Annotated in this window: 22 protein-coding genes; 14 read left to right on the forward strand and 8 right to left on the reverse strand. The window is 34.0% G+C overall.

The window, feature by feature from the left end; all coding sequences use genetic code 11:
- Positions 1 to 110 precede the first annotated feature (110 nt).
- Entirely contained in the window at positions 111 to 941 is an 831-nt protein-coding gene (locus C6368_RS00515; protein WP_107037216.1) for a class I SAM-dependent methyltransferase, read from the forward strand.
- A gap of 118 nt (positions 942 to 1,059) precedes the next feature.
- Here the strand turns inward: C6368_RS00515 and C6368_RS00520 are convergent, their stop codons facing one another.
- A complete protein-coding gene (locus C6368_RS00520; RefSeq protein ID WP_107037217.1) occupies positions 1,060 to 2,946 on the reverse strand; it encodes a THUMP domain-containing class I SAM-dependent RNA methyltransferase in 1,887 nt (628 codons plus the stop codon).
- A gap of 5 nt (positions 2,947 to 2,951) precedes the next feature.
- Positions 2,952 to 3,557, reverse strand: a complete 606-nt coding sequence (locus C6368_RS00525; RefSeq protein ID WP_107037218.1) for a trimeric intracellular cation channel family protein — start codon at positions 3,555 to 3,557, stop codon at positions 2,952 to 2,954.
- Positions 3,558 to 3,623: 66 nt separating this feature from the next.
- Here C6368_RS00525 and C6368_RS00530 point away from each other — a divergent pair, with 66 nt between their 5' ends.
- From C6368_RS00530 to C6368_RS00560, 7 genes are all read left to right on the forward strand, one after another.
- A complete protein-coding gene (locus tag C6368_RS00530; RefSeq protein WP_107037219.1) occupies positions 3,624 to 5,915 on the forward strand; it encodes a patatin-like phospholipase family protein in 2,292 nt (763 codons plus the stop codon).
- 53 nt (positions 5,916 to 5,968) lie between these two features.
- The gene (def, locus tag C6368_RS00535) at positions 5,969 to 6,565 is read left to right on the forward strand and encodes a peptide deformylase (RefSeq protein WP_107037220.1); all 597 of its coding nucleotides are present in this window, start codon (positions 5,969 to 5,971) and stop codon (positions 6,563 to 6,565) included.
- Positions 6,565 to 7,158, forward strand: coding sequence for a hypothetical protein (locus tag C6368_RS00540; RefSeq protein ID WP_107037221.1), 594 nt, complete (start codon positions 6,565 to 6,567; stop codon positions 7,156 to 7,158). The genes def and C6368_RS00540 overlap by 1 nt, the downstream gene beginning before the upstream one ends.
- A gap of 76 nt (positions 7,159 to 7,234) precedes the next feature.
- Positions 7,235 to 7,687 (forward strand): DUF1573 domain-containing protein, encoded by a 453-nt coding sequence (locus C6368_RS00545; protein WP_107037222.1) that lies wholly within the window; start codon positions 7,235 to 7,237, stop codon positions 7,685 to 7,687.
- A gap of 10 nt (positions 7,688 to 7,697) precedes the next feature.
- Positions 7,698 to 8,078, forward strand: a complete 381-nt coding sequence (locus tag C6368_RS00550; protein WP_159038335.1) for a DUF1573 domain-containing protein — start codon at positions 7,698 to 7,700, stop codon at positions 8,076 to 8,078.
- Between the two features lie 215 nt (positions 8,079 to 8,293).
- On the forward strand, positions 8,294 to 9,196 hold the full coding sequence (gene gldA, locus C6368_RS00555; RefSeq protein ID WP_107037224.1) for a gliding motility-associated ABC transporter ATP-binding subunit GldA: 903 nt from the start codon (positions 8,294 to 8,296) through the stop codon (positions 9,194 to 9,196).
- A 55-nt stretch (positions 9,197 to 9,251) separates the two neighbouring features.
- Positions 9,252 to 9,833, forward strand: a complete 582-nt coding sequence (locus tag C6368_RS00560) for a hypothetical protein (protein WP_107037225.1) — start codon at positions 9,252 to 9,254, stop codon at positions 9,831 to 9,833.
- A gap of 109 nt (positions 9,834 to 9,942) precedes the next feature.
- Here the strand turns inward: C6368_RS00560 and C6368_RS00565 are convergent, their stop codons facing one another.
- Both C6368_RS00565 and C6368_RS00570 read right to left on the reverse strand, forming a co-directional pair.
- Positions 9,943 to 11,565: a cation:proton antiporter family protein gene (locus tag C6368_RS00565; RefSeq protein ID WP_107037226.1), complete on the reverse strand. Its 1,623-nt coding sequence runs from the start codon at positions 11,563 to 11,565 to the stop codon at positions 9,943 to 9,945.
- Positions 11,566 to 11,653: 88 nt separating this feature from the next.
- Positions 11,654 to 12,949 carry an MATE family efflux transporter gene (locus C6368_RS00570; RefSeq protein WP_107037227.1) on the reverse strand — a complete coding sequence of 432 codons (1,296 nt, stop codon included), beginning with the start codon at positions 12,947 to 12,949 and terminating at the stop codon, positions 11,654 to 11,656.
- 342 nt (positions 12,950 to 13,291) lie between these two features.
- Between C6368_RS00570 and C6368_RS17355 the strand changes: the two genes are divergently transcribed.
- From C6368_RS17355 to C6368_RS00595, 6 genes are all read left to right on the forward strand, one after another.
- Entirely contained in the window at positions 13,292 to 13,495 is a 204-nt protein-coding gene (locus C6368_RS17355; protein WP_199851568.1) for a hypothetical protein, read from the forward strand.
- The gene (locus C6368_RS17360) at positions 13,492 to 13,818 is read left to right on the forward strand and encodes a transposase (RefSeq protein WP_199851569.1); all 327 of its coding nucleotides are present in this window, start codon (positions 13,492 to 13,494) and stop codon (positions 13,816 to 13,818) included. The genes C6368_RS17355 and C6368_RS17360 overlap by 4 nt, the downstream gene beginning before the upstream one ends.
- 75 nt (positions 13,819 to 13,893) lie before the next feature.
- Positions 13,894 to 14,850 (forward strand): hypothetical protein, encoded by a 957-nt coding sequence (locus tag C6368_RS00580; protein ID WP_159038336.1) that lies wholly within the window; start codon positions 13,894 to 13,896, stop codon positions 14,848 to 14,850.
- Between the two features lie 104 nt (positions 14,851 to 14,954).
- Positions 14,955 to 15,506, forward strand: coding sequence for an RNA polymerase sigma factor (locus C6368_RS00585; RefSeq protein ID WP_107037229.1), 552 nt, complete (start codon positions 14,955 to 14,957; stop codon positions 15,504 to 15,506).
- A complete protein-coding gene (locus tag C6368_RS00590; protein ID WP_107037230.1) occupies positions 15,503 to 17,119 on the forward strand; it encodes a hypothetical protein in 1,617 nt (538 codons plus the stop codon). Before C6368_RS00585 ends, C6368_RS00590 begins: the two co-directional genes overlap by 4 nt.
- Positions 17,120 to 17,278: 159 nt before the next feature.
- On the forward strand, positions 17,279 to 18,070 hold the full coding sequence (locus C6368_RS00595) for an undecaprenyl-diphosphate phosphatase (protein WP_107037231.1): 792 nt from the start codon (positions 17,279 to 17,281) through the stop codon (positions 18,068 to 18,070).
- A 24-nt stretch (positions 18,071 to 18,094) separates the two neighbouring features.
- Here C6368_RS00595 and C6368_RS00600 read toward each other — a convergent pair whose 3' ends face one another.
- The 4 genes from C6368_RS00600 to C6368_RS00615 all read right to left on the reverse strand — a co-directional run bounded on the left by C6368_RS00600 (position 18,095) and on the right by C6368_RS00615 (position 20,627).
- Complete coding sequence (locus C6368_RS00600) at positions 18,095 to 18,469, reverse strand: hypothetical protein (protein ID WP_159038337.1); 375 nt, start codon at positions 18,467 to 18,469, stop codon at positions 18,095 to 18,097.
- 159 nt (positions 18,470 to 18,628) lie between these two features.
- Positions 18,629 to 19,351 (reverse strand): SAM-dependent methyltransferase, encoded by a 723-nt coding sequence (locus C6368_RS00605; protein ID WP_107037233.1) that lies wholly within the window; start codon positions 19,349 to 19,351, stop codon positions 18,629 to 18,631.
- Positions 19,344 to 19,817, reverse strand: coding sequence for a low molecular weight protein-tyrosine-phosphatase (locus C6368_RS00610; protein WP_107037234.1), 474 nt, complete (start codon positions 19,815 to 19,817; stop codon positions 19,344 to 19,346). The genes C6368_RS00605 and C6368_RS00610 overlap by 8 nt, the downstream gene beginning before the upstream one ends.
- Positions 19,818 to 19,832: 15 nt before the next feature.
- Positions 19,833 to 20,627 (reverse strand): SDR family oxidoreductase, encoded by a 795-nt coding sequence (locus C6368_RS00615; protein WP_107037235.1) that lies wholly within the window; start codon positions 20,625 to 20,627, stop codon positions 19,833 to 19,835.
- Between the last annotated feature and the right edge of the window lie 198 nt (positions 20,628 to 20,825).

The following is a 20,825-nucleotide window of genomic DNA, read 5'->3' on the forward strand; positions in this document are numbered from 1 at the left end:
CCATCAATTAAAAACAATAATTTATTAATAACTCAATTGGCAAAAAGTCAATTGTTTGAATATTTTGAGCTATAATTAGCATTTCAAAATGTGATGAAAATCGACAAAGAATGAGCAACAAACAGTTAATCAGTAGAGATTTAGAGATATTTTATAATAAAGCTTCGGAAGAAACCCGTTTAGAAAAAGGGATGGGGATTTATGAATTTGAGCGCATAAAATCATTGATAGAAAAATATATTCCCTTCGAAAAATCCAAAATCATTGATGTTGGTGGCGGAACTGGTAAGTATTCTGAATGGTTAGCCAAAAAGGGACATCAAGTTCATTTAGTTGAACCTGTGATGAAACATCTCATTACCGCACAAAACCGAGCCAATAATTTAAAGAATAAATTCACTGTTCATGAAGGTGAATCTAGAAATCTGAATTTCCAAGATAATTCTGCTGACTTAGTAATTCTGCATGGCCCACTCTATCACCTTCAGAAAAAGGAAGACAGAGATTTAACTATTAAAGAAGCCAAAAGAGTATTGAAAAAGGACGGAATTATTTTAGGATTCGCAATCAATTCTACTGCTTCAACAGTTGTTGGACTAATGAATGGGCTAATTCACAAAAAGCCTTTTTTAGATATGTGTAAGGAAGAATTAACAACCGGTGTTCATAATCCACCTGATGATTTTCCCTGGCTCTTGGCTGAAGGTTATTATCATAAACCTGAACAATTAAAAGCTGAGTTTACCGATCAAGATTTGATTTATCTTAACACGTATGCTGTGGAAGGAATGATTTGGCTCGATAAGAATTATTTCAAAAGTATGCAAGATGAAGAAAAAAGAGAAACCTTGTTAGAACTGCTTAAGTTAACCGAGAACGATAAAAACGTATTGCAGTTTAGTCCACACATGATGATAGCGGTTCAGAAGAGTGTAAGGTGACAAAGAATTAAGCTGCCCCTTCAGGTTCGACCTAAAGGTTCAACTGAACTAAACAAAAAATCCCGAGTCAACATAAATTGCTGATTCGGGATTTCTAATATCCTATAAAGATTGCGTTTTATTCTTCTCCTTTTCGAGATTTTTTCATTTCTGCAATTTTATCTTTTAAAGTCATTTCATCTTCTTTATTTTCTTCAAAATCATCCTCGAAATCTGAATGGTCTTCAGTTACTTTGTCTTCCGTTGTTTCCTCTTCTTTTTTATCTCCTTCTGCTGCAGCCATAAATTTTGGAGTACTTCCATATTTGGCTGCTCCTAAACGTGGTTCTTTTTCTGTTTTTTCCGATTTTACCGGAGTTTCATCATCCTTCGAATCAGCTGGAGTTACTTCTTTTTCAACTTTTTCTTTCGTTGAATCCTCTACTGGAAGATAAGCAGATTTTGCTTGTCCATATTTTGAAGCGGCACTCTTACGTGGCTCTACTTCTGGAGTTTCAATTACTACTCGTGTTGGATTGTATTCTTTCTTTTCCACTCCACTCTCTTTATCTTTCTCCTTCTCACTCTGAGCAACGCTCTCCTCATCCTCAACTGGTAAATAAGAAGATTTAGCTTGACCATATCTTGAAGCGGCACTTTTACGTGGATTATCAGATGAAGGAGTTTCAATTACTCTTCTTGTTGGCTTGTATTCTTTCTTATCTTCTCCGCTTTCTTTCTCACTCTCACTCTCAACAGCAGTATCCATTGAAGTTGTTTCTTCATTCTCATGCTCTTCAACAACTCTTTCTACTTTTTTGCGCTTTTCTCTACGAACACCTCTTGGTTTAGGGACAACTCCATCCGCTTCATCTTCACTATTGTCGTACTTCTTTGAACCAGCAAAAACTTGGAACTGACGTAAACTACATTCAAGATTACCATTGAAAACTTTAATTTTCCTACTTGGTCTTAATCCAATGTTTTTTAAAGCATCAATATTCGACGACACAACCCAGCAATCGTATCCTAAGAATTTTTGTTTGAATAAATCACCCATTTCTGTGTATAATTCTTCAACTTCTTCTCCTATACGCTCTCCGTAAGGTGGGTTTACAATCAAAATACCTTTATCGTCTGGAGCCTCTAATTCCAAAGCATCTTTAATGTCCCAAGTCACCATGTTTCCAATTGGAGCCATTCGACTATTTCTTCTGGCTTTTTTAATCATTTCTCCATCGCTGTCCGAAGCCAAGATGTCAAATCCTAATTTAATTGGACGATTATTCCCTTCGTTTTTCACCCTTTTCCATGCCTCAGCATCAAAAGATTTGAAATTTTTAAATGCAAAATGACCTCTTTCAATCATTGCAGGAATATCTGCTGCCCAAAGCGCTGCTTCTATAGCAATCGTTCCAGCACCACACATTGGATCAATTAAAGTTGACTTTCTGTCCCAACCCGACAAGCGTAAAATACCTGCGGCAAGTACTTCATTCATTGGTGCTTCACCAACCTCTTGTCTGTAACCTCTTTGAAATAAAGGAACTCCACTTGTATTTAATGAAACCACTACATTTTTCTCTTTAATATAAACATCAAACATCACTTGCGGTGATTTTAAGTTTACATCAGGTCTTTTATCATCACATTGTTCTCTAAAAACATCCGCAATTGCATCCTTAACAACTAAGAAAGGATATTGTGTATGTGTAAATAAAGAAGAGAAAACTGCACCTTTCACTGCAAATGTTTTGTCTACATCAAAATAAGCAGGCCAATCAATTTTCTTAGCTTCTTTATATAAATCATCTTCTTTGTGAACATTGAAAGATTTGATTTGAACAAGAACAGAAATTGCCAATCTACATCTATAATTTAAGCGATAAACATCTTCCCAATTCCCATTCAATTGAACAGCTCGATTCAGAATTTCAACTTTATCATAACCTAACTCTTTCAATTCGTCCTTAAGAATATCTTCAAATCCGAAAAGCGTTTTTACTGTAATTATTAAATCTTTCATTTGTATTATTTAAATTCTCTTATTAAAGGAAGTTTCCATGAAAATAAAACCGCCATGGTTCTAAATACAATTATGAAAACTATGCTTGACCAAAAAAGCCACACGGTATCACCTTGACCGAAATAATCTCCCAGCAAATAAAATGTTCCTCCCAATAGGCAAGGTATGGCATAAATTTCTTTTTTAAAAATCAATGGAATCTCATTACACAAAACATCACGAATCAATCCTCCGAAAGTTGCCGATATCATGCCTAAAAAGACTGCCGTAATTGCCACAACATCTTGAGATAAACCCTTTTGGACTCCAACAATTGTGAACACCGCTATTCCTACGGTGTCAAATATAGACAATGTTCTTCTCCAAGTCCTCAATTTTTTTCGAAAAACCATTCCAACTGTCGCTCCAGCAATTACAATTATCAGCTGAGAAAGTGATGTCATCCAAGCAATATCAACGTTTAAGAGCAAATCTCGAATCGTTCCTCCTCCTAATGCAGTAATGAAAGCAATTATATATCCTCCAAGAATATCAAGATTTCGGTTGGCAGCAGTTAACATCCCACTTATTGCGAATGCAAACAATCCGATATGGTCTAAAACTTCAAGCATCTAATATTTTTTCAATTTTAACGTTTAAACTTTTACATTTGTGCAAATTAACTCATTTAATACAGCTTGAAACGTAAGATTTTACTTTTTTTATTAGTTTTTAGTCTATTCTGCTCTAAAAATATCTCTGCACAACGTGTTGGTGTGGTATTAAGCGGCGGTGGTGCAACTGGTTTGGCACATATCGGAGTATTGAAAGCACTTGAAGAAGCTGAAATCCCAATCGACTATATTTCTGGAACAAGTGCCGGAGCATTAATTGGATCATTATACGCTTCAGGATATTCACCTGATGAAATTAAAGCTTACATTTTATCAGATGATTTCAAAAACATGGCTTCAGGAACGTTGGCTAAAGACGAAAGGTTTTTATTAAGGGCAAGAACCGAAGATCCGTCGATGTTGAACATCAATTTTGCGAAAGACAGTATTTTCGTTAAATCTCTTCCAACAAATTTCTTAACTCCTTCGTATTTAGATTTCGAAACCATGCGTATTATTGGACACACAGGTGCAGCGGTTGGCAATGATTTCGATTCACTCTTTGTTCCATTCCGATGTGTCGCTTCTGATATTTATAAGAAAGAAAGTGTGATCTTCAAAAATGGAGACTTGAATGCTGCTGTGAGGGCATCAATGACTTATCCATTTTATATGAATCCAATTCGAATTGATGGAAAATTATTTTTCGATGGTGGTTTATACAACAACTTTCCAGCGGATGTCCTTTACCATGAATTTCCAGTCGACTATATTGTTGGAAGTAACGTTTCCTTAAATGCTGCTCCACCAATGGAAGACGACATTATTAGTCAAATCACAACTATGTTTGTGCAAAAAACAAATTTTGATCTTCCCTGCAGTTATGGTGTAATTATAGAACCTAAAAGTGACATTGGAACCTTCGATTTTGAAAGAGCAGATGAAGCCATCGAAAGTGGATATGATGCCGCTCAAGTATATATTGACAGCGTTTTAATGAACACCTCCAGAAGAGTTAAACTTAGCGATTTGGAAGAAAAAAGAAAAGAATTCAGATCAAAAATAAACCCAATTAAAATAAGTTCGATAAGGGTTTCTTCATTTAGCTCATCAGATGTTTCTTTCGTTGAAAATAACTTTATGAAAGATACTTTAAGCGAACCGCTGACCCTTGACGAGTTTAAAAAGCATTATTTCAGAACTTATGCTACACATCAAATTAAATACCTTTATCCCACCTTAAAAAAACAGAGTGATTCCACTTATGAATTGGCAATGGAAGTAACGAAACAAAAACCTTTTTCATTAAGTGTTGGAGGACATTTCTCTTCCAGACCAGTAAATACGGCATACGTTGGATTTTCATACTGGGATTTAGGAAAAGGTGCTGTAGGACTTCATGGCGAAGCTCATTTTGGAAAATTTTATGGTTCTTCCAAATTAAAAGTTGATTACGATTTACCCACTTTATTCCCTGTTAGAATAAGTCCTTATTTCGTATTAAACAGGTGGGATTATTACAGAAGTTCTTCCACATTTTTCGAAGATGTGAATCCATCGTTTTTGATTCAAAATGAAATGTATTATGGTTTAACAATCGGAATTCCTGCTACGAGCAATGCCAAAACAACCTTAGATTTAAGGAAATTTGAAAATAAAGACGATTATTATCAGACCTTAAATTATGCACCTGGCGACACGGCAGACATTACCTCATTCACAGGAGAAACCGTCTCATTAAATTACGAATACAACACCTTGAATAGAAAACAGTGGGCATCAAACGGGAGTTTAATCAAAGGAAGCATTCGTTATGTTCAAGGTAAAGAAAACAGTGTTTCAGGAACAACACCAGGACAGGATTACGATGTTAGAAAAGGACACAGATGGATAAACTTATCGCTTGAGGGTCGTAAATATTTTGAATTCAGTCCCTTCTTTAAAGTAGGAGTATATGGAAAAGCTGTTCTAAATTCTCAATCATTATTTTCTAATTACACTGCTTCAATTTTGAATATGACCGAGTTTTCACCTTTACCTGACAGCAGACCATTATTTATGAGTGAATATCGTGCGCCTCAATATGTTGGTGGTGGGTTAAATTTGATTTTCGATTATAATGACTACCTAGAATTAAGAATTGAACCTTACTTTTTTCAACCGTTTAGACAAATTATCCGATTAAATGAAACAGGGGATTTCGGATATTCAAATTTATTCGAAGAAGGTGTGTCTATGGTTGGTGCTTCGATGATTTTCCATTCTCCAATTGGCCCATTGCGACTTTCAACCAATTATTTCCCTAAACAAGATCAGAAATTCGTAACACAATTAAGTGTTGGATACATCATTTTTAACGACCGTTCAATTCGTTAATCAATTTAAGGTTTTGTCCTTTTGAATTATTACTTTTGTAGAAATTTAGAAGTATGATATTACCTATTGTCGCCTATGGGGACCCAGTTTTAAAAGTTGAAGGAGTAGAAATAGACAAAGATTATGAAGGTCTAAAAGAACTCCTTGACAACATGTGGGAAACAATGTACAATGCCCATGGAGTTGGATTAGCAGCACCTCAAATCGGGAAATCTATCCGTTTATTTATTGTTGACGCCTCTCCATTTGCAGAAGACGATGAGGACGGGAAACCAGATCCAAAAGCTGAAGGTTTAGATGGATTCAAAAAAGTATTCATAAACCCTATTATCGAAGAAGAAGAAGGTGAAGAATGGGCTTTTAGAGAAGGTTGTTTAAGCATTCCTAACATTCGAGAAGATGTTTTCAGAAAAGAAAAAATTACCATTACTTATTTCGATGAGAATTTCGAATTTCATGAAGAAACGTATGATGGTTACGCAGCACGAATTATTCAACACGAATATGACCATGTAGACGGAGTTTTGTTTACTGACCATCTTTCAGTTCTGAAGAAAAAATTATTGACAAAGAAATTAACTAATATTTCAAAAGGAATAGTTGACATAGACTATCGTATGAAATTTCCCGTTATTAAAAGAAAAAGATAATGAAAAAGATTGTTTACATTTTAAGTTTGTTGACCATTTTCACTGCATGTAATTCTAACGAAGAAGTTAAAACTGAAACTGAAGAAATCACAGTTGATTGGATGAAAGCTTCTATCAAAGAAATGGATGATTCCTTACAGTTTATGATGAAAGAAGCAATGAATTCACCAAGTTTCAAGATGAATAAAGTTGCTTATCATGAAGCAATTAATAGAAATAAGGAATTCTATTCACTTTTCCCTGAGAATGATTATTCTGAAACAGCAATTGGAAAAGTAGCAGGATTATATCTTCAATTGAATGTTGAAAAAGAAGCTGTAAAGTGGAGAGATACGCTATTGATGAAATATCCCAATACCAAGGATAAAGTTGGTTTATTGGAACTGCAAATGAATTACTACGACCATAATGATTACAATCCGGAAAAAATAAAACATTATGCAGATCGATTATTGGCAATAGAAAATTTGCCAGAAGAAAAGCGCGAACAATATGAATTTAGGCTTCAACATATTGATAAAACATTTGAAGAACTTATCGATTTTCAGATCAAAGAGAATTTTGAAAACATCGATATTGAGAAGGCTCAGTAGTTTGTTAAGGCTATGTTAAAAAACTGAATACTAGATTAAATCGTCATACATTTGAATAAATCTAAAATTAAAAAACATGAAAAAAGTACTATTTACACTAACATTAATGTTTACTGCGCTATTCGGAATGAACACAGTAATGGCTCAAACTGCTGCAGTAGAAACAGGAGCAAAAATTGAATTTGAAAAAGAAACACACGATTACGGAACAATCAACCAATATGCTGACGGAACTTGCGAATTCGTATTTAAAAATACTGGAAACGCGCCATTAGTTATTTCTAATGCAAAAGGTTCTTGCGGTTGTACAGTTCCATCTTGGCCACGTGAGCCAATTGCACCTGGACAAACAGGTTCAATCAAAGTGAAGTATGACACTAAGCGTGTAGGAATCATTGGTAAAAGCGTTACTTTACAATCTAATGCTATCAATGAGCCAACAAAAACTATCCGTATTAAAGGTAACGTGAAAGCGGCACCAGCAGGAGGAGCTCCAGTTAACAAAAGTGGTGCACCAACTGAAAACTAAAAAAACAATTATGAAGAACGTTTTCGTACTTCTAATGATGATAATAAATTCCGCTATTGGGTTCGCCCAGTATGCGGAATTTTCATTTTTGGAAAAAACCACTCACAAGTGGGATAAAGCAAATGAAGGTGATCAATTGCAGCATTATTTCGTTTTTAAAAATACCGGAAAAGTACCGCTGATTATCAATGAAGCACTTGTGACTTGTAGCTGTACAAAAATTAAATTCCCTAATCATCCAGTCGCTCCAAATCAAAAAGATTCGATACTTGTGACCTTTGACACCAATCAAAAATATTATATGCAAGATAGAATTATCAAATTAAAAGCAAATACAAAAAAAGAAGAAGAGTTGAGGATTAAGGTATATGTTGTTCCTAAAGAAAATTAATTATTAAGGTTTAATGGTTAACGGGTTGGGTATTGAATCCCTTCTGCGTAGTGATTGGTGTTTACGTTTTCCTTTTGAATCCATAATTTTTCAATCCTTGAATCCTTGAATCTTTAAATTCTTGAATCCCTCAATCTTTGAATTACATAATCTTTTAACAGAATAACATTCTTAAAATCCTGCAATATCCTATCTTCGTACTATAAAATTATACCATGTCAATTTCTGTAAAACATCTTACTAAATTCTACGGGGAACAAGCCGCAGTAGACAACATTTCTTTTGAAGCAAAAAACGGTGAAATACTCGGTTTTCTGGGTCCAAATGGAGCTGGTAAATCGACTACGATGAAAATCATTACTAGTTTTATTCCTGAAACAGAAGGAAGTGTAGAAGTTTGTGGAATGGACATCAAGAAACATTCCCTAGAAGTAAGAAAAAAAATAGGTTATCTTCCAGAACACAACCCTATTTACCTTGACATGTACGTAAAAGAATATTTGAATTTTGTAGGGAAAATCTATAAAGTAAAAAACCTTAAAGCGCGTGTTACAGAGGTAATTGAATTGGTTGGTCTTCAAAAAGAACAACATAAAGTTATTGGTCAGCTTTCGAAAGGATATAGACAAAGAGTTGGCCTAGCACAGGCAATTATTCATGATCCTGAGGTGTTGATTTTAGATGAACCCACTTCAGGATTGGATCCTAATCAATTGGCTGAAATTCGTGAATTAATTAAGAAAATAGGTAAAGAAAAAACGGTAATGCTTTCAACGCACATTATGCAGGAAGTTGAAGCCATTTGTGATAGAGTAATCATCATAAAGAATGGAAAGCTAGTTGCTAACGCTAAAGCGAGCGAATTGCAATCTAATGAGAGCAGCCAAGTTGTGTTTGTTGAATTTGACGCAGAAATTTCTCGAAATCGCTTAGCGAAAGTTCCAAATATTTCAAGAGTAGAAGAAATTACCAAAACAACTTTCTTAGTGAAATCTGATTCTTCAATTGATTTAAGAAAAACAATTGCGGCCTACGCTCAAGATGAAAATTTATTGATTTTAACTATTCGTAAGGAAGAGAAGACTTTGGAAGAAGTTTTTAAAGACTACACTAGATAATTACGAATTAGTGTGTTTTTAGAGTTCAACCAAGTCATGAATTACAATAAATAGAATGAAAAATTTATCAGCTATTATTTTATCGTTGTATATCTCTTTGTTCGTTATTGGTCAGCCAGACACACTTTATTTGACAATTAATCAAAAGAAAACACTTGAATCGATGATTGATCGCTTTGAGGAGAAAAAGATGGATCTTGATGAAATCTATTTAGAAAACAAACGCTTTGATTCGTTGATTAGAATAATAGATAAAATGAATGATTCCAAACATTCTAGTGTTGATGATAAAAACTCTGTTTATCGTATTGCAAAGACAATTTATCCGTATAGCTGGGAAGTTTCTTTTTGGGAAAATCCTACTGGGTGTTTTTTAGGAAACGATATAATTGAGCGTACTCAAGAACGACTTAGAGACTTTTGCAATTTATGCGAAGAATTGAGAGCTACTAATGAATTTGGGTTAACTCAAAAACAACTTTATCAAGTGCACGTGAAACAGATGGATGGTTATTTGATGAGACTAAAACATGCATTTCACTTCATAGATAAAAACCTTGAGGGAAGGTTATGGGCTCATTTGTATTTTGGAGTACTTGAAAAAACTCATTTAATAATATTAGCCGAACAAAAATAGATTACCGGATATCAAAGTTCCCTCACCATGCTCTGTGAGTCTCTGTGAAAACAAACTGAACGAAGCGAACACCAACCACGAATTCGTAATTTAAAAATTAGTAATTGATTTATTGAACTACCTTAACGCTTTTTTCCATTGCGTGTTGTGCGAAATCTTCTCCAACTGAGGTTTTATAATCGTAGATATAATCCACGTTTAGTTTTTCGAAAATCTCTTTTTCATCATCATAATGACAGATTGCAGCAATTTTAAATTGTCTTTCTTTCATTTTGTTGATTTGCTTCATGGTATTGAAATTCGAAGCATAATCACTCATGGCCAAAACCACAACATCAACTTTTTCCCAATTTGATTCATCCCAGAAATCTCTATCTGTCGTATCTCCCCAAACTACATTGTCTCCTTCATCCTTCAGTTGTTTTACTTTGTCAGCGTTATAATCTACTCCAACAACATAATCCGGAAAGGATTCTTTCAAATGATTATAAGCTGGCATCCCTATACTTCCCAATCCTACAATTACGTATTTTACTTCGCCGCTTATTGAAGCCTGTCTGTCAAGTTCTTTTGATGTCCTATTCCATCGGGCCAATTTATCATGGTATTTTTCATACAGTTCATACGATCTTGAGATAAATGGTGATGACAGTAGGAAAGACAAACTCATGAAAATAGCCAATGTTGTTAGCCAATCATCTGTAATCATTCCATTTGATACAGCCACAGCACCTACAATTAGTCCAAATTCTGAATAATTGGAAAGGTGTAAAGAAGTAAGAAAGTTTGTTCTTGCACGAAGGTTGAAAAAGGAGAATAATTTGATAAATAATAATCCTTTAAACACCACAAAACCAAGCATGGCTAATGCAACTAAAACATTCAATAAGGTAGGAATTCCAGACAGTCCAATATTAATAAAGAAACCAATCAAGAAGAAATCCTTATAGCTCAACATTCTGTCATACAATTCCTCTTTTCGAGAGTGGTTCACAAGGAGCATTCCGATAATTAGTGCTCCCAAATCATATTTTAAATCGACCAAATCGAAAGCTAATGCTCCAGCAATTAATGGCGCAAAGAATCCAAAAACGGTAAGCAATTCTCCGTGTCCAGATTTATCTAATAAACGACCTAAAATGATTTTTATTAGGTATAAATAAAGTGGTAAAGCTAAAACCCAAATTGAAGGCATCACACTCTTGGAAAGCGTTAAAAATACAACGGCAAAAATATCTTGAATTACCAGGACTCCTATAGCAAACCTTCCATGACGGGAGGTAATTTCACCCCTATCTTCCAGCGATTTTATAATAAAAACGGTACTAGAGAAACTCAAAGCAAACCCAATGGTTAGTGAAGCTTCAAGAGTCATATCTGCAAAATATTGGAGTCCAGAAAATGTTAGTCCGAAGATAACTCCACCAATTGTGAGGGTTGTAAGAATTATATGAGAGGATGCCGTAATTAGAATCTCTGGCTTAATCAACTGCTTAATTTTGATTTTTAGACCAATAGTGAATAATAGGAGAATTATACCCATATCAGAAAGCGGCACTAAAATTTCTTTTAAGTTTCCATCCGTAAATCCCGAAAAACTCAGGAAAAATCCAGTTCCTAGAAATCCTAAAAGTGCTGGAAGTCCAAGGCGCTTCATGAGCAAACCACTTAAAAATGCAAGGCTCAACCAAATTGCGTCTATATATCCTGCACTTAAATCTACATTATCCATGTACTTATTTTATTAAAAGTTTATCGAGGCCTCAAAAAATAATATTCTATTCACATAAACAAGGATTCAATGGTCCAAGTTTAGGTTCTTAGAATCGTTTTATCCAAAATTTAAAATAAAAATATGGAATGATTCCTCTTAGCAACATCCACATAATAATTGCATACCAAATGATTTGTAGACTTGGCATATACTGATGCCCGATTAATAATACAGGTAAAAATCCAAATAAAGTGGAAATAAATAAAATATTTCTCAGAAATTTTGCTTTACCCATTCCTTTAAAAACTCCATCTAAAGTAAACGCAAGCGCATTTATTGGCAAACACAGTGCGAATAAAGGCAACACTAATGGATACATTGCCCAAACTTTTTCGTTATCGACTAATAACTCCATAATCTGTGCATCGAAAATCATCAATAATCCAGAGAGTGCAAAAGAAACGATCAAGCTTAACATTAAATTTCTATTCAAATTTCTTTGCATCGCTTCCTTGTTTCGCGCACCTAAGAATTTTCCTGCCATGGCATTTGCAGAAGTTGCAAAAGCATCTAAAAAGAAAGCCGAAAACAACCATAAATTGAGCATCACAGCATGAGTTGCCGCTTGCACCGTTCCATAAATATTAGCGAATTTATGGGTTAACATTAAAGCGACATTCAAAACAATGGTTCTCAAAACAAGATTTCCAGCAATTAATAATAGTCCAACAAATTCTGGACTTATTCTCAAAGTGTGAATTAATCTAATTTTTGATTTGAAAAGAAGAAAGTAAATCGTTAGGGTAAACATTACAATTTGCGCAATGAAACTTGCCCAAGCCGCACCTTCCACTCCCATTGGATCAACTAAATTCCACCAACCCAAGACAAATATGAAATCTAAAATGATATTTACGCTTCCTCCAATTATGGAAATCACCATAGCCCACCATGTGTTTTGGACTCCTCTGAAAACACCAAAAATGGAGAATGTGATTAATGTCAATGGAAATCCTAAAACCCGAATATTGAAATAATCTGTGGCATCTTTTAGAATAGTTCCGCTGGCAGAAAGTAAATTTTCAAAAATCCAAGCAGATGTAAAATACGTTCCTAACAGCGCCAAAACTCCCACAATTGCATTGAAATAAATCATTTGTGGAATGAGACTAGCCATTATTCGCATGCGCAAAGAACCATAAGCCTGAGAAACAACTGCAGAGATTGCACTTTTCATTTGTGCGAAAATCCAAACCAAAGCAGAAATCAAACTTCCTGCAATACCAACTGCTGCTACTGCCGACAGATTCTCATTAGAATCTGCAAAGCTATCATAACCGATATTCCCTACCACGGCAAGGTCAGTTAAAGAAAGAACAGGTTCCACTATTCCACCAAGCATTGCAGGCAATGCTAATTTCCAAATAGAACGATATGTGGGTTGTTTTTGAATTTTTTCAGAGTTTTGCGATGCGAAGGTAATGATTTTTGGGTAGTGAGATTGTGGTGTGGTGGATGATGTATTTTAACCACTATGGTTGGATCTACCCTATGGAGGTCCATTTTGTTTGATGATGCATTTGATTTTAATGTGGTGATACTCTTTTTCTGTGGTAATGCTTTTTTTCCATGGAGGCGCAATGTATTGCGCCTCTACATAAAAAAACACAAACAACTATTTGAAATTCAAACTTTTTCGTTAACTCAATGATACAATAACAAATAACCACTTTAAATCAAAATCATGAAAAGACTGTATAAAAACAAATACCGAGTGGATACATTTCGATGTGCAAATTGGAATTATGCTTGGTGCGCTGACTATTTTATAACTGGTTTAACGTACGATAAACAATGTTTCTTTGGCGAAATCACAGAAAATAAAACTCAATTATCGAAATTAGGTAGAATTGTAAAACAAGAGAATGGGAGAAAACCTTTGAAATGAGACCAGACATGAATTTGACGATGGGAGAAGATGTAATTATGCCGAATCATATTCATGCGATAATCAGAATTGGTGAAAATGAATTCAATTCTCAAAACTCATTAAATAATGTAAATCTGAAAAGCAAATTTGGGCCTCAATCAAAAAATATTAGTTCAATAATGAGAGGTTTCAAATCTTCTGTGACGATGAAGGCTAGACTTATTAATCCTAATTTCAAATGGAAAACTCGATTTCATGACCTTGTAATAAGGGATAGCTGGGCTTTTTACAATATCGAAAAATACATTAGAGAAAATCCTGAAAAATGGAAAATTGAATAAAAAACCCAAAATCTCCCCCCCTCTTTCTCAACTCCATACGTTTCTTCTAAAAACAAACTAATAGTTATGAAAAAAATGAAATTTATAGTACTAGCAATGTTGGGAGTAACATTAGCTACTGTGTCATGTAAAAAGGACAAAATTGAACCAGGAACAACAACACCTGAAGATCCAATAGAAAGCCCATCAGCTCAAGAATTGAGAAGCTTTTTCACAAACAACTTAAATAGCCATAAGCAAAACTTTACAGTTGATGCCTCAAACGTAATGAATATTACAGGATCAAAAGGTTCGCAATTAACTTTCTCACCGAACAGTTTTGAGGATCAAAACGGAAATGTAGTTTCAGGAAACATCAATATTGAATTCATAGAACTGTTCACAAAAGCAGAAATGATGATGTCGAAAATGCCAACTATGGGTCAATTACCAGGTAATCAAATTGCTCCATTGATCTCTGGAGGTCAATTTAAAATTACAGCATCCCAAAATGGAGAAGCCTTGAAATTGGTTAACGGTTATGGCTACTCAGCTGTAATTCCTGCGCCGAACGGAATTGATCCGAACATGGAAATTTTCTATGGTTCAGCTGGTGCAAGTGACACCGTAACTTGGACGCAAGCAGATAGTTCGATGTTATTCGGACAAGGTAACCAATACAATGCATATTTTGATTCAGTTAATTGGGTAAACCTTGATTATTTCAGTAATCTTCCTGGCACACCAACAACTGTACAGGTTGAAGTGCCTCAAGGATTTAACAACCAAAACTGTGCGTTGTATGTCTCTTTTGATGGATTAAATAGTTTAGCAATGCTTTACAATGGAACAAACAATGTATTTACTTCAGCACCAAGTTATACTCTACCAACAGGAACAGACGTGCATTTTGTAGCAGTTTCATTCATTGGTGGAGACCCGCATGCAGCAATTGTCTCATCACAAATAACGAACAATCACTATGAGGTGATCTCAGCATTAACACAAACAACAGATACGCAACTTGCAACAGATTTAACAAATTTACCATAGATATACCTAACACAAATAGCCATTTGCACTTTGTAAATGGCTATTTTTTTCAACCTCAATAGACTTATTATCAATTTATGACGTCTTAATATCAAAGCCAAAGATTGATTATAAACTGCGAAATAGTAAAGAAAATTCAAGCGCATGATCGTAAGGTCATCCTTGAACTCTATAAACAAACATTTAATGTTTTAATGAGTGCAGCAGTACAATACAAAAATAATCGTGAAGATCAAATGCATATTGTGAACACTTCCTTCTTAAAGATTGTTACAGGAATACATCATTATAAAATAGGAACAGCATATTTTTCTTGGGCTAAAAAAATTGTAAGTAATACAATAATTGATGATTTTAGAAAAAATAAGAATTACAAAGCCCTTTTTGAAGTTGATTCTATAATTGAAGATCATGGAATGGAGGATGAATCAGAAATAGATAATGACATTGATAAAGAAGCACTCCAGAAAATTTTAGATACATTACCCCCTGCAACGAAGCTTGTTTTCAGTTTATTTGCGCTAGAAGAATATTCTACTAAAGAAATAAGTAAAGATTTAGACATCAGTTATGAAACCGTAAAATGGCACATTAAAGAAGCCAGAAAAAGATTGAGAAAATTAGTTCATAGATCAAAGAAAATAGTGGAACAGTGAAGAATTCAGAAGATCATATCGACAAATTATTCCGCGATAACTTAGGAAATCAATCCTTTGATATTCCTGATGACTTTATTGATTCATTGAATAATCAATTGGATGAAATTCAACCCTCTCAAAATAGAAAAGGTAAAATTCTATTCTACTTTTTAAACTCTTTATTTCTAATATTCTTTTTGGCAACTTCCTTTAACTCTCAAAGTTTAGAGAAGGAAATTGCAATAAGTGAGCTAACCAATGATTCACAATCTGAACGTACTAAAAACTTAATTAAAAAGTCAGAAAATGTAGCCTCTAATCCAATAATTGAAAATCAAAAAGATCAAATAACTTTTGAAAATTCAGATACACTTCAATCTAAAACTGAAGAAGAACTGAAACTTGAAGAAGTGGTTAATGACATGTTCACCAAATCAAATAATGAGATTCAAACTTCATTACAAAAAAACAAAAAGGATAAAATAACAGCTTCGAAAAAGGAAGTTGAAACTTTGGATGCGGAAGATAAAACTCAGAATAACACTTTAAAACCTGATGATTCTAAAAATTTAAAAAGAGAAAAAAATAATTCATTAGATAATAATTCAAGCGCAAAGACTAATGAAAAAATCGAAAATAGGTCAGACGTCAATTCCAATTCGCAAAGGATTGAAAAGCAAGAAGAACTAGCGAGAGAATCAAAGAATATTTCAATAGCGAAAACTGAAAATAAAAATATTAATGAAGAAGATAACTTCACCGATTCTACGATTATTTCCAAAACTTCTGAAAATAAGATCAGTTCAGATTCTACTCAAACCACAACGGAAGATTCTATTTCGAGAGTAGCTGAAAAAGCTATTAAAGACAGTTCTTCAATTGCAGAAAAAAACAAAATAAATCAAAACAATTTAGCTAAATTAAAAATCGAAGCGCAGGTGTTTGGTGGATTCAATTACGGAGGTCAGTATTTTTCTAAAAACACTCAATCAGGCGCTTCATTTAACGTGGAAAAAAGTCCAATGTTTACTCCAACTTTTGGTTTCAACATCAATACAACATTCAAAAATATCAGTTTGGGTTCAGGAATTGAGCATTTTAAAACAAGTGAAAAAATCGACCTAAATACAGTTGAATATTTCGAAACAGATACCATCGAAATTGTTGGTTACATGGCCGATTCTATAATTTTTGATTCAGTAACACAGCAATGGGACACCACATACATTTCCATTTTCGATACCGTGACATATAATGATACTATCAATACCTCTGAAAATTGGGTAAATACTTATTCATGGATTTCAGTTCCACTGAATGTTGGCTATCGATTCGATTTTGGCAAATGGGCAGTAATTCCGAAAGCAGGAGTTACATTCAATTTTGGTTTGCGTAAATCTAGCGGGCAATATTATAATTCAAGTGGAGAAAACCCCGGAATCACAACTATAAAACCCGTGCAGTTTAATATCGATTATTTACTTCAATTAGAAATTAGAAGGTCGATTAATAAATTTGACTTATATCTAAGCCCAAATTATCGAGGAAATTTAAAACCAATATTTCCTGAAGAACCTATTCGAAATTACAAAAGTTTTGGAGTTCGATTTGGGGTTGCATATCAGTTTTAAATAATTTGATAGAATCACCATTTACAGAACGCTCTACAAAAAACTTCATTTGGACTTAATTTCAAAATTGAGAATCATTAATAATTTTTCTTTAAAAACTCCGTACGTCAAACATTGAGAATAATGATTAATTTAGCGCTTTCTTAAAAAATAATTTAAATGGAAATCTTAGAAGCAATCATACTTGGAATAGTTCAAGGATTAACGGAATTTCTACCTGTATCGAGCAGTGGACACCTTGAAATTGTAAAAGCAATTTTTGGTAATGAAGATGTTGGTGAATTAAGTATGATGACAACTGTTGTTCTTCATTTTGCAACGGCTTTGAGTACACTGGTTGTTTTTAGAAAAGATGTCGCTGATATTTTAAAAGGTTTATTCCAATTCAAAATAAATGACGAATTAATGTTCTCCTTGAAAATCATCTTGTCTATGATTCCGGCAGCATTTGTTGGATTTTTCTTCGACGATTTAATTGATTCATTTTTCCATAGCCAAATTCTCTTGGTTGGTTTTATGCTTTTAATCACAGGTTTACTTCTTTTCCTAGCAGACAAGGCCAAAAACACCAATAAAGACGTGAGTTTTAAAAATGCATTTATCATCGGAATTTCTCAAGCAATAGCTATTTTACCGGGAATTTCTCGTTCTGGAGCAACAATCGGAACTTCAGTTCTTTTGGGAATTGACCGTGAAAAATCAGCTCGTTTTTCTTTCTTAATGGTTGTTCCATTGATTTTTGGAAAAATAGCAAAAGACCTTTTAGATGGAGGTTTTGCAGGAGATAATGTTCCTGTTGTGTCTTTGTCATTAGGATTCGTTGCAGCTTTCGTAACAGGATTAATCGCATGTACATGGATGATTTCAATTGTAAAGAAAAGTAAACTAACTTACTTTTCATACTACTGTTTCATCGTAGGAACAATTGCTATCATTTGGTCGGTAATGTAAATATTTAGGTTTTAATAAATACGTCTACTTTTGATTATTAGTTTCGTAAACTTCACTCAATTCTATTAACGATAATCTATCAGATTTCCATTTTAATGAATCATTTTCATATAAAATTTCAAATTGTGAATCGGTAAAAGCACTGTTATTTGACTGCGAAAAAACATTGTAAAATTCACTAAACGTTCTTGTAACGATTGGAACATAGTTATCTTTATTCATAACATTTCCTTTATCGAAAATCATCAACTTATATATTTTATTATTCACCCTGATTTCAAATTTAGCCTTAGAAAAATTTTTAGCCATAAAGGGCTGCATTCCTGAAGTTAATTTCTCAGATTCTGAGCTACAACCAATCAATACAAAAAGGATACTTACTAATAGAAATCGTTTCATTACTTAATCTTAAATAGTGGTTTTTTATTCGAGTATGTTTGTTCTATTCTTAACCCGATAATACATTTAAAAATCAAGGAAGTTCCAGCATAAAAGCTGAATTACTTTCTCGATTTTAAAAATTATCCCAATAATGGAATGTTCAAATTAAGCCAACAACTAAATTGTTGCAAAAGGTTTTCCAATCAAGAACATAGTTGGACGCTTATTCAAATCAAATGCATTCTCTCTCCACTCTGCAACCGTCATGGTTTGAACACGCTCTGTAGGTAATGTTAAATCACAAGCAATACATAAGAAAGTAGCATCTAGACATTCGTTCAAGAGGTCCTCCAATAAATTGTTGTTACGGAATGGTGTTTCCATAAAAATTTGTGTTTGCCCCGTCTTACTCACTTCTCTTTCGAAATCTTTAAAAGTGAAAACTCTTTTCTTACGTTCTTTTGGAATATATCCATTAAAAGAGAAAGATTGACCATTGAATCCACTCGCCATTAATGCCAATAAAATTGAGGAAGGCCCAGTTAAAGGAGAAACAAAATCACCTCTTTGATGAGCCAAAGCAACTAAATCTGCTCCTGGATCTGCAATTCCTGGACAACCCGCTTCAGAGATAATCGCAACATTGTGACCACTTTTCAACGGAGCCAACATTGCAGCCAAATCAGTAGGTGGAGTTTTTTTATTTAGGATAAAAAATGTTGATTTATCAATTGGGAAAGTTCTGTCTAATTTGCGTAAGTAGCGACGTGCAGATTTCAAATCTTCCACGGCAAAATAACGTGTACTGATTGCCAATTCTCTTACTTGTGCTGGAATAACATGATCCCAAGTTTCAGACCCCATCAAAGTGGGCATGAGGTATAATTTACCTTTAGTCATTTTGTTTAATTTCTTTTAATTCTTTTAAAATCACATCTGTCCCAGCATCCAACATGTTAAAAACATCTTGAAAACCTTCTTCTCCACCAAAATATGGATCTGGAACTTCTAAATCTTTTCCAGGATGTGTTAAATCCAAAAACATCTCAATTTTCTGAGTGTCTTTTTCGTCTCTTGATAATTTTCTTACGTTGTCAAAATTACTTTTGTCCATCACGATAATTCGGTCAAAATTATCGAAGTCTTCAACCTTGAATTGCCTTCCTCTTAATTCATCTATCGGCACACCATTTCTTTTTGCTGTTTCCAACATGCGAGCATCTGGTAAATGGCCTACATGCCAATCTCCTGTTCCCGCAGAATCCACAACAACATCAAGTTTATGATCAGCTACTTTTTTTCGCATTAATCCATCTGCCATTGGTGAACGACAGATATTTCCTAGGCATACCATTAATATTTTCATAACCTGTATTTATCTTTATGTTGGACTTTGATTTTTAATAATCTTCCAAAACAGAGCTGGAGAAAAACGCTTAATCTTAGCGGCTAAAATTTCTTTCCCTCCTATTAAAACTTCCTTTTTCTTCTTTATTGTTGCCTTCAAAATTTGATTTACACATTCCTCCACTGACATTCCAGTTTCTTGATTGTGGTCCATCACTCCATGTGCTTTTCCATCTTCTGTTAATGCACTTTTTGAAATTGGCGTATTTATTTTCCCAGGACAAACAATAGTTACGTTGATATTATTTTTCGCTTCCTCCAACAAAACACTGTCATAATAACCGTGTAACGCATGTTTGGAGGCAGAATACGCTGAACGCAGATAAAATCCGAACTTTCCTGCTATACTCGAAGTGATAATAATGTGCCCTTTTTGTTGCTTTTGCATATAAGGCAAAACCGCTTTCGTTAAAGCAATATTTCCAAAATAATTTACCTCCATAATTCTTCGATCAACGTCAATTGAAGTTTTTGAAGCTTCACCACGTTGAGAAATTCCGCCGCTATTAAAAAGGTAATCAATGCGTTGATATTTTTCAACAACAGTTTTAGCTAAATCATCGAAATGACCGTTATCTGCTAAATCTAATTGCAAAACAGTATGATCTTCAGCACCTTTTAATAATGATTTTAACTTTTCCAGTTCTGCTACATTTCGTGCAGACAAAATTAATTTACTTCCTAATTCAGCCAATTGTACCGCCAGCTCCTTCCCTATTCCCGAAGATGCTCCAGTTATCCAAACTACTTTATTGGCAAACTTTTTCATAGTTGCAAAGATATTGAAAAGGTTTGAATGAAAAGTAAAAAATTATAAATGATAAATTTGCTTGAATTCACTTTTCACTTCTAATTTTTCATGTTTAATCCTATTGATTATTTATCATAAGTTACATTAATAAAGAACTTAATGACCAATAAATAATTTTCTAAGGAAATAAAGAGTAAATTCGCCCTCCCTTAAATC

Origin of the sequence: Brumimicrobium mesophilum, from assembly GCF_003025005.1 — a bacterium.
Taxonomy (GTDB): Bacteria; Bacteroidota; Bacteroidia; order Flavobacteriales_D; family Crocinitomicaceae; genus Brumimicrobium; species Brumimicrobium mesophilum.

Bases quoted from the DNA above. Each gene is read 5' to 3' on its own strand.
- C6368_RS00560 (WP_107037225.1), top strand. From the start codon at position 9,252: ATGAAAAATTTATCAGCTATTATTTTATCGTTGTATATCTCTTTGTTC.
- C6368_RS00525 (WP_107037218.1), bottom strand. From the start codon at position 3,557: ATGCTTGAAGTTTTAGACCATATCGGATTGTTTGCATTCGCAATAAGT.
- C6368_RS17355 (WP_199851568.1), top strand. From the start codon at position 13,292: ATGAAAAGACTGTATAAAAACAAATACCGAGTGGATACATTTCGATGT.
- C6368_RS00605 (WP_107037233.1), bottom strand. From the start codon at position 19,351: ATGACTAAAGGTAAATTATACCTCATGCCCACTTTGATGGGGTCTGAA.
- C6368_RS00610 (WP_107037234.1), bottom strand. From the start codon at position 19,817: ATGAAAATATTAATGGTATGCCTAGGAAATATCTGTCGTTCACCAATG.
- C6368_RS00580 (WP_159038336.1), top strand. From the start codon at position 13,894: ATGAAATTTATAGTACTAGCAATGTTGGGAGTAACATTAGCTACTGTG.
- C6368_RS00515 (WP_107037216.1), top strand. From the start codon at position 111: ATGAGCAACAAACAGTTAATCAGTAGAGATTTAGAGATATTTTATAAT.
- C6368_RS17360 (WP_199851569.1), top strand. From the start codon at position 13,492: ATGAGACCAGACATGAATTTGACGATGGGAGAAGATGTAATTATGCCG.
- C6368_RS00540 (WP_107037221.1), top strand. From the start codon at position 6,565: ATGAAAAAGATTGTTTACATTTTAAGTTTGTTGACCATTTTCACTGCA.
- C6368_RS00565 (WP_107037226.1), bottom strand. From the start codon at position 11,565: ATGGATAATGTAGATTTAAGTGCAGGATATATAGACGCAATTTGGTTG.
- C6368_RS00570 (WP_107037227.1), bottom strand. From the start codon at position 12,949: ATGCTTGGTGGAATAGTGGAACCTGTTCTTTCTTTAACTGACCTTGCC.
- gldA (WP_107037224.1), top strand. From the start codon at position 8,294: ATGTCAATTTCTGTAAAACATCTTACTAAATTCTACGGGGAACAAGCC.
- def (WP_107037220.1), top strand. From the start codon at position 5,969: ATGATATTACCTATTGTCGCCTATGGGGACCCAGTTTTAAAAGTTGAA.
- C6368_RS00550 (WP_159038335.1), top strand. From the start codon at position 7,698: ATGAAGAACGTTTTCGTACTTCTAATGATGATAATAAATTCCGCTATT.
- C6368_RS00595 (WP_107037231.1), top strand. From the start codon at position 17,279: ATGGAAATCTTAGAAGCAATCATACTTGGAATAGTTCAAGGATTAACG.
- C6368_RS00615 (WP_107037235.1), bottom strand. From the start codon at position 20,627: ATGAAAAAGTTTGCCAATAAAGTAGTTTGGATAACTGGAGCATCTTCG.
- C6368_RS00545 (WP_107037222.1), top strand. From the start codon at position 7,235: ATGAAAAAAGTACTATTTACACTAACATTAATGTTTACTGCGCTATTC.
- C6368_RS00520 (WP_107037217.1), bottom strand. From the start codon at position 2,946: ATGAAAGATTTAATAATTACAGTAAAAACGCTTTTCGGATTTGAAGAT.
- C6368_RS00600 (WP_159038337.1), bottom strand. From the start codon at position 18,469: ATGAAACGATTTCTATTAGTAAGTATCCTTTTTGTATTGATTGGTTGT.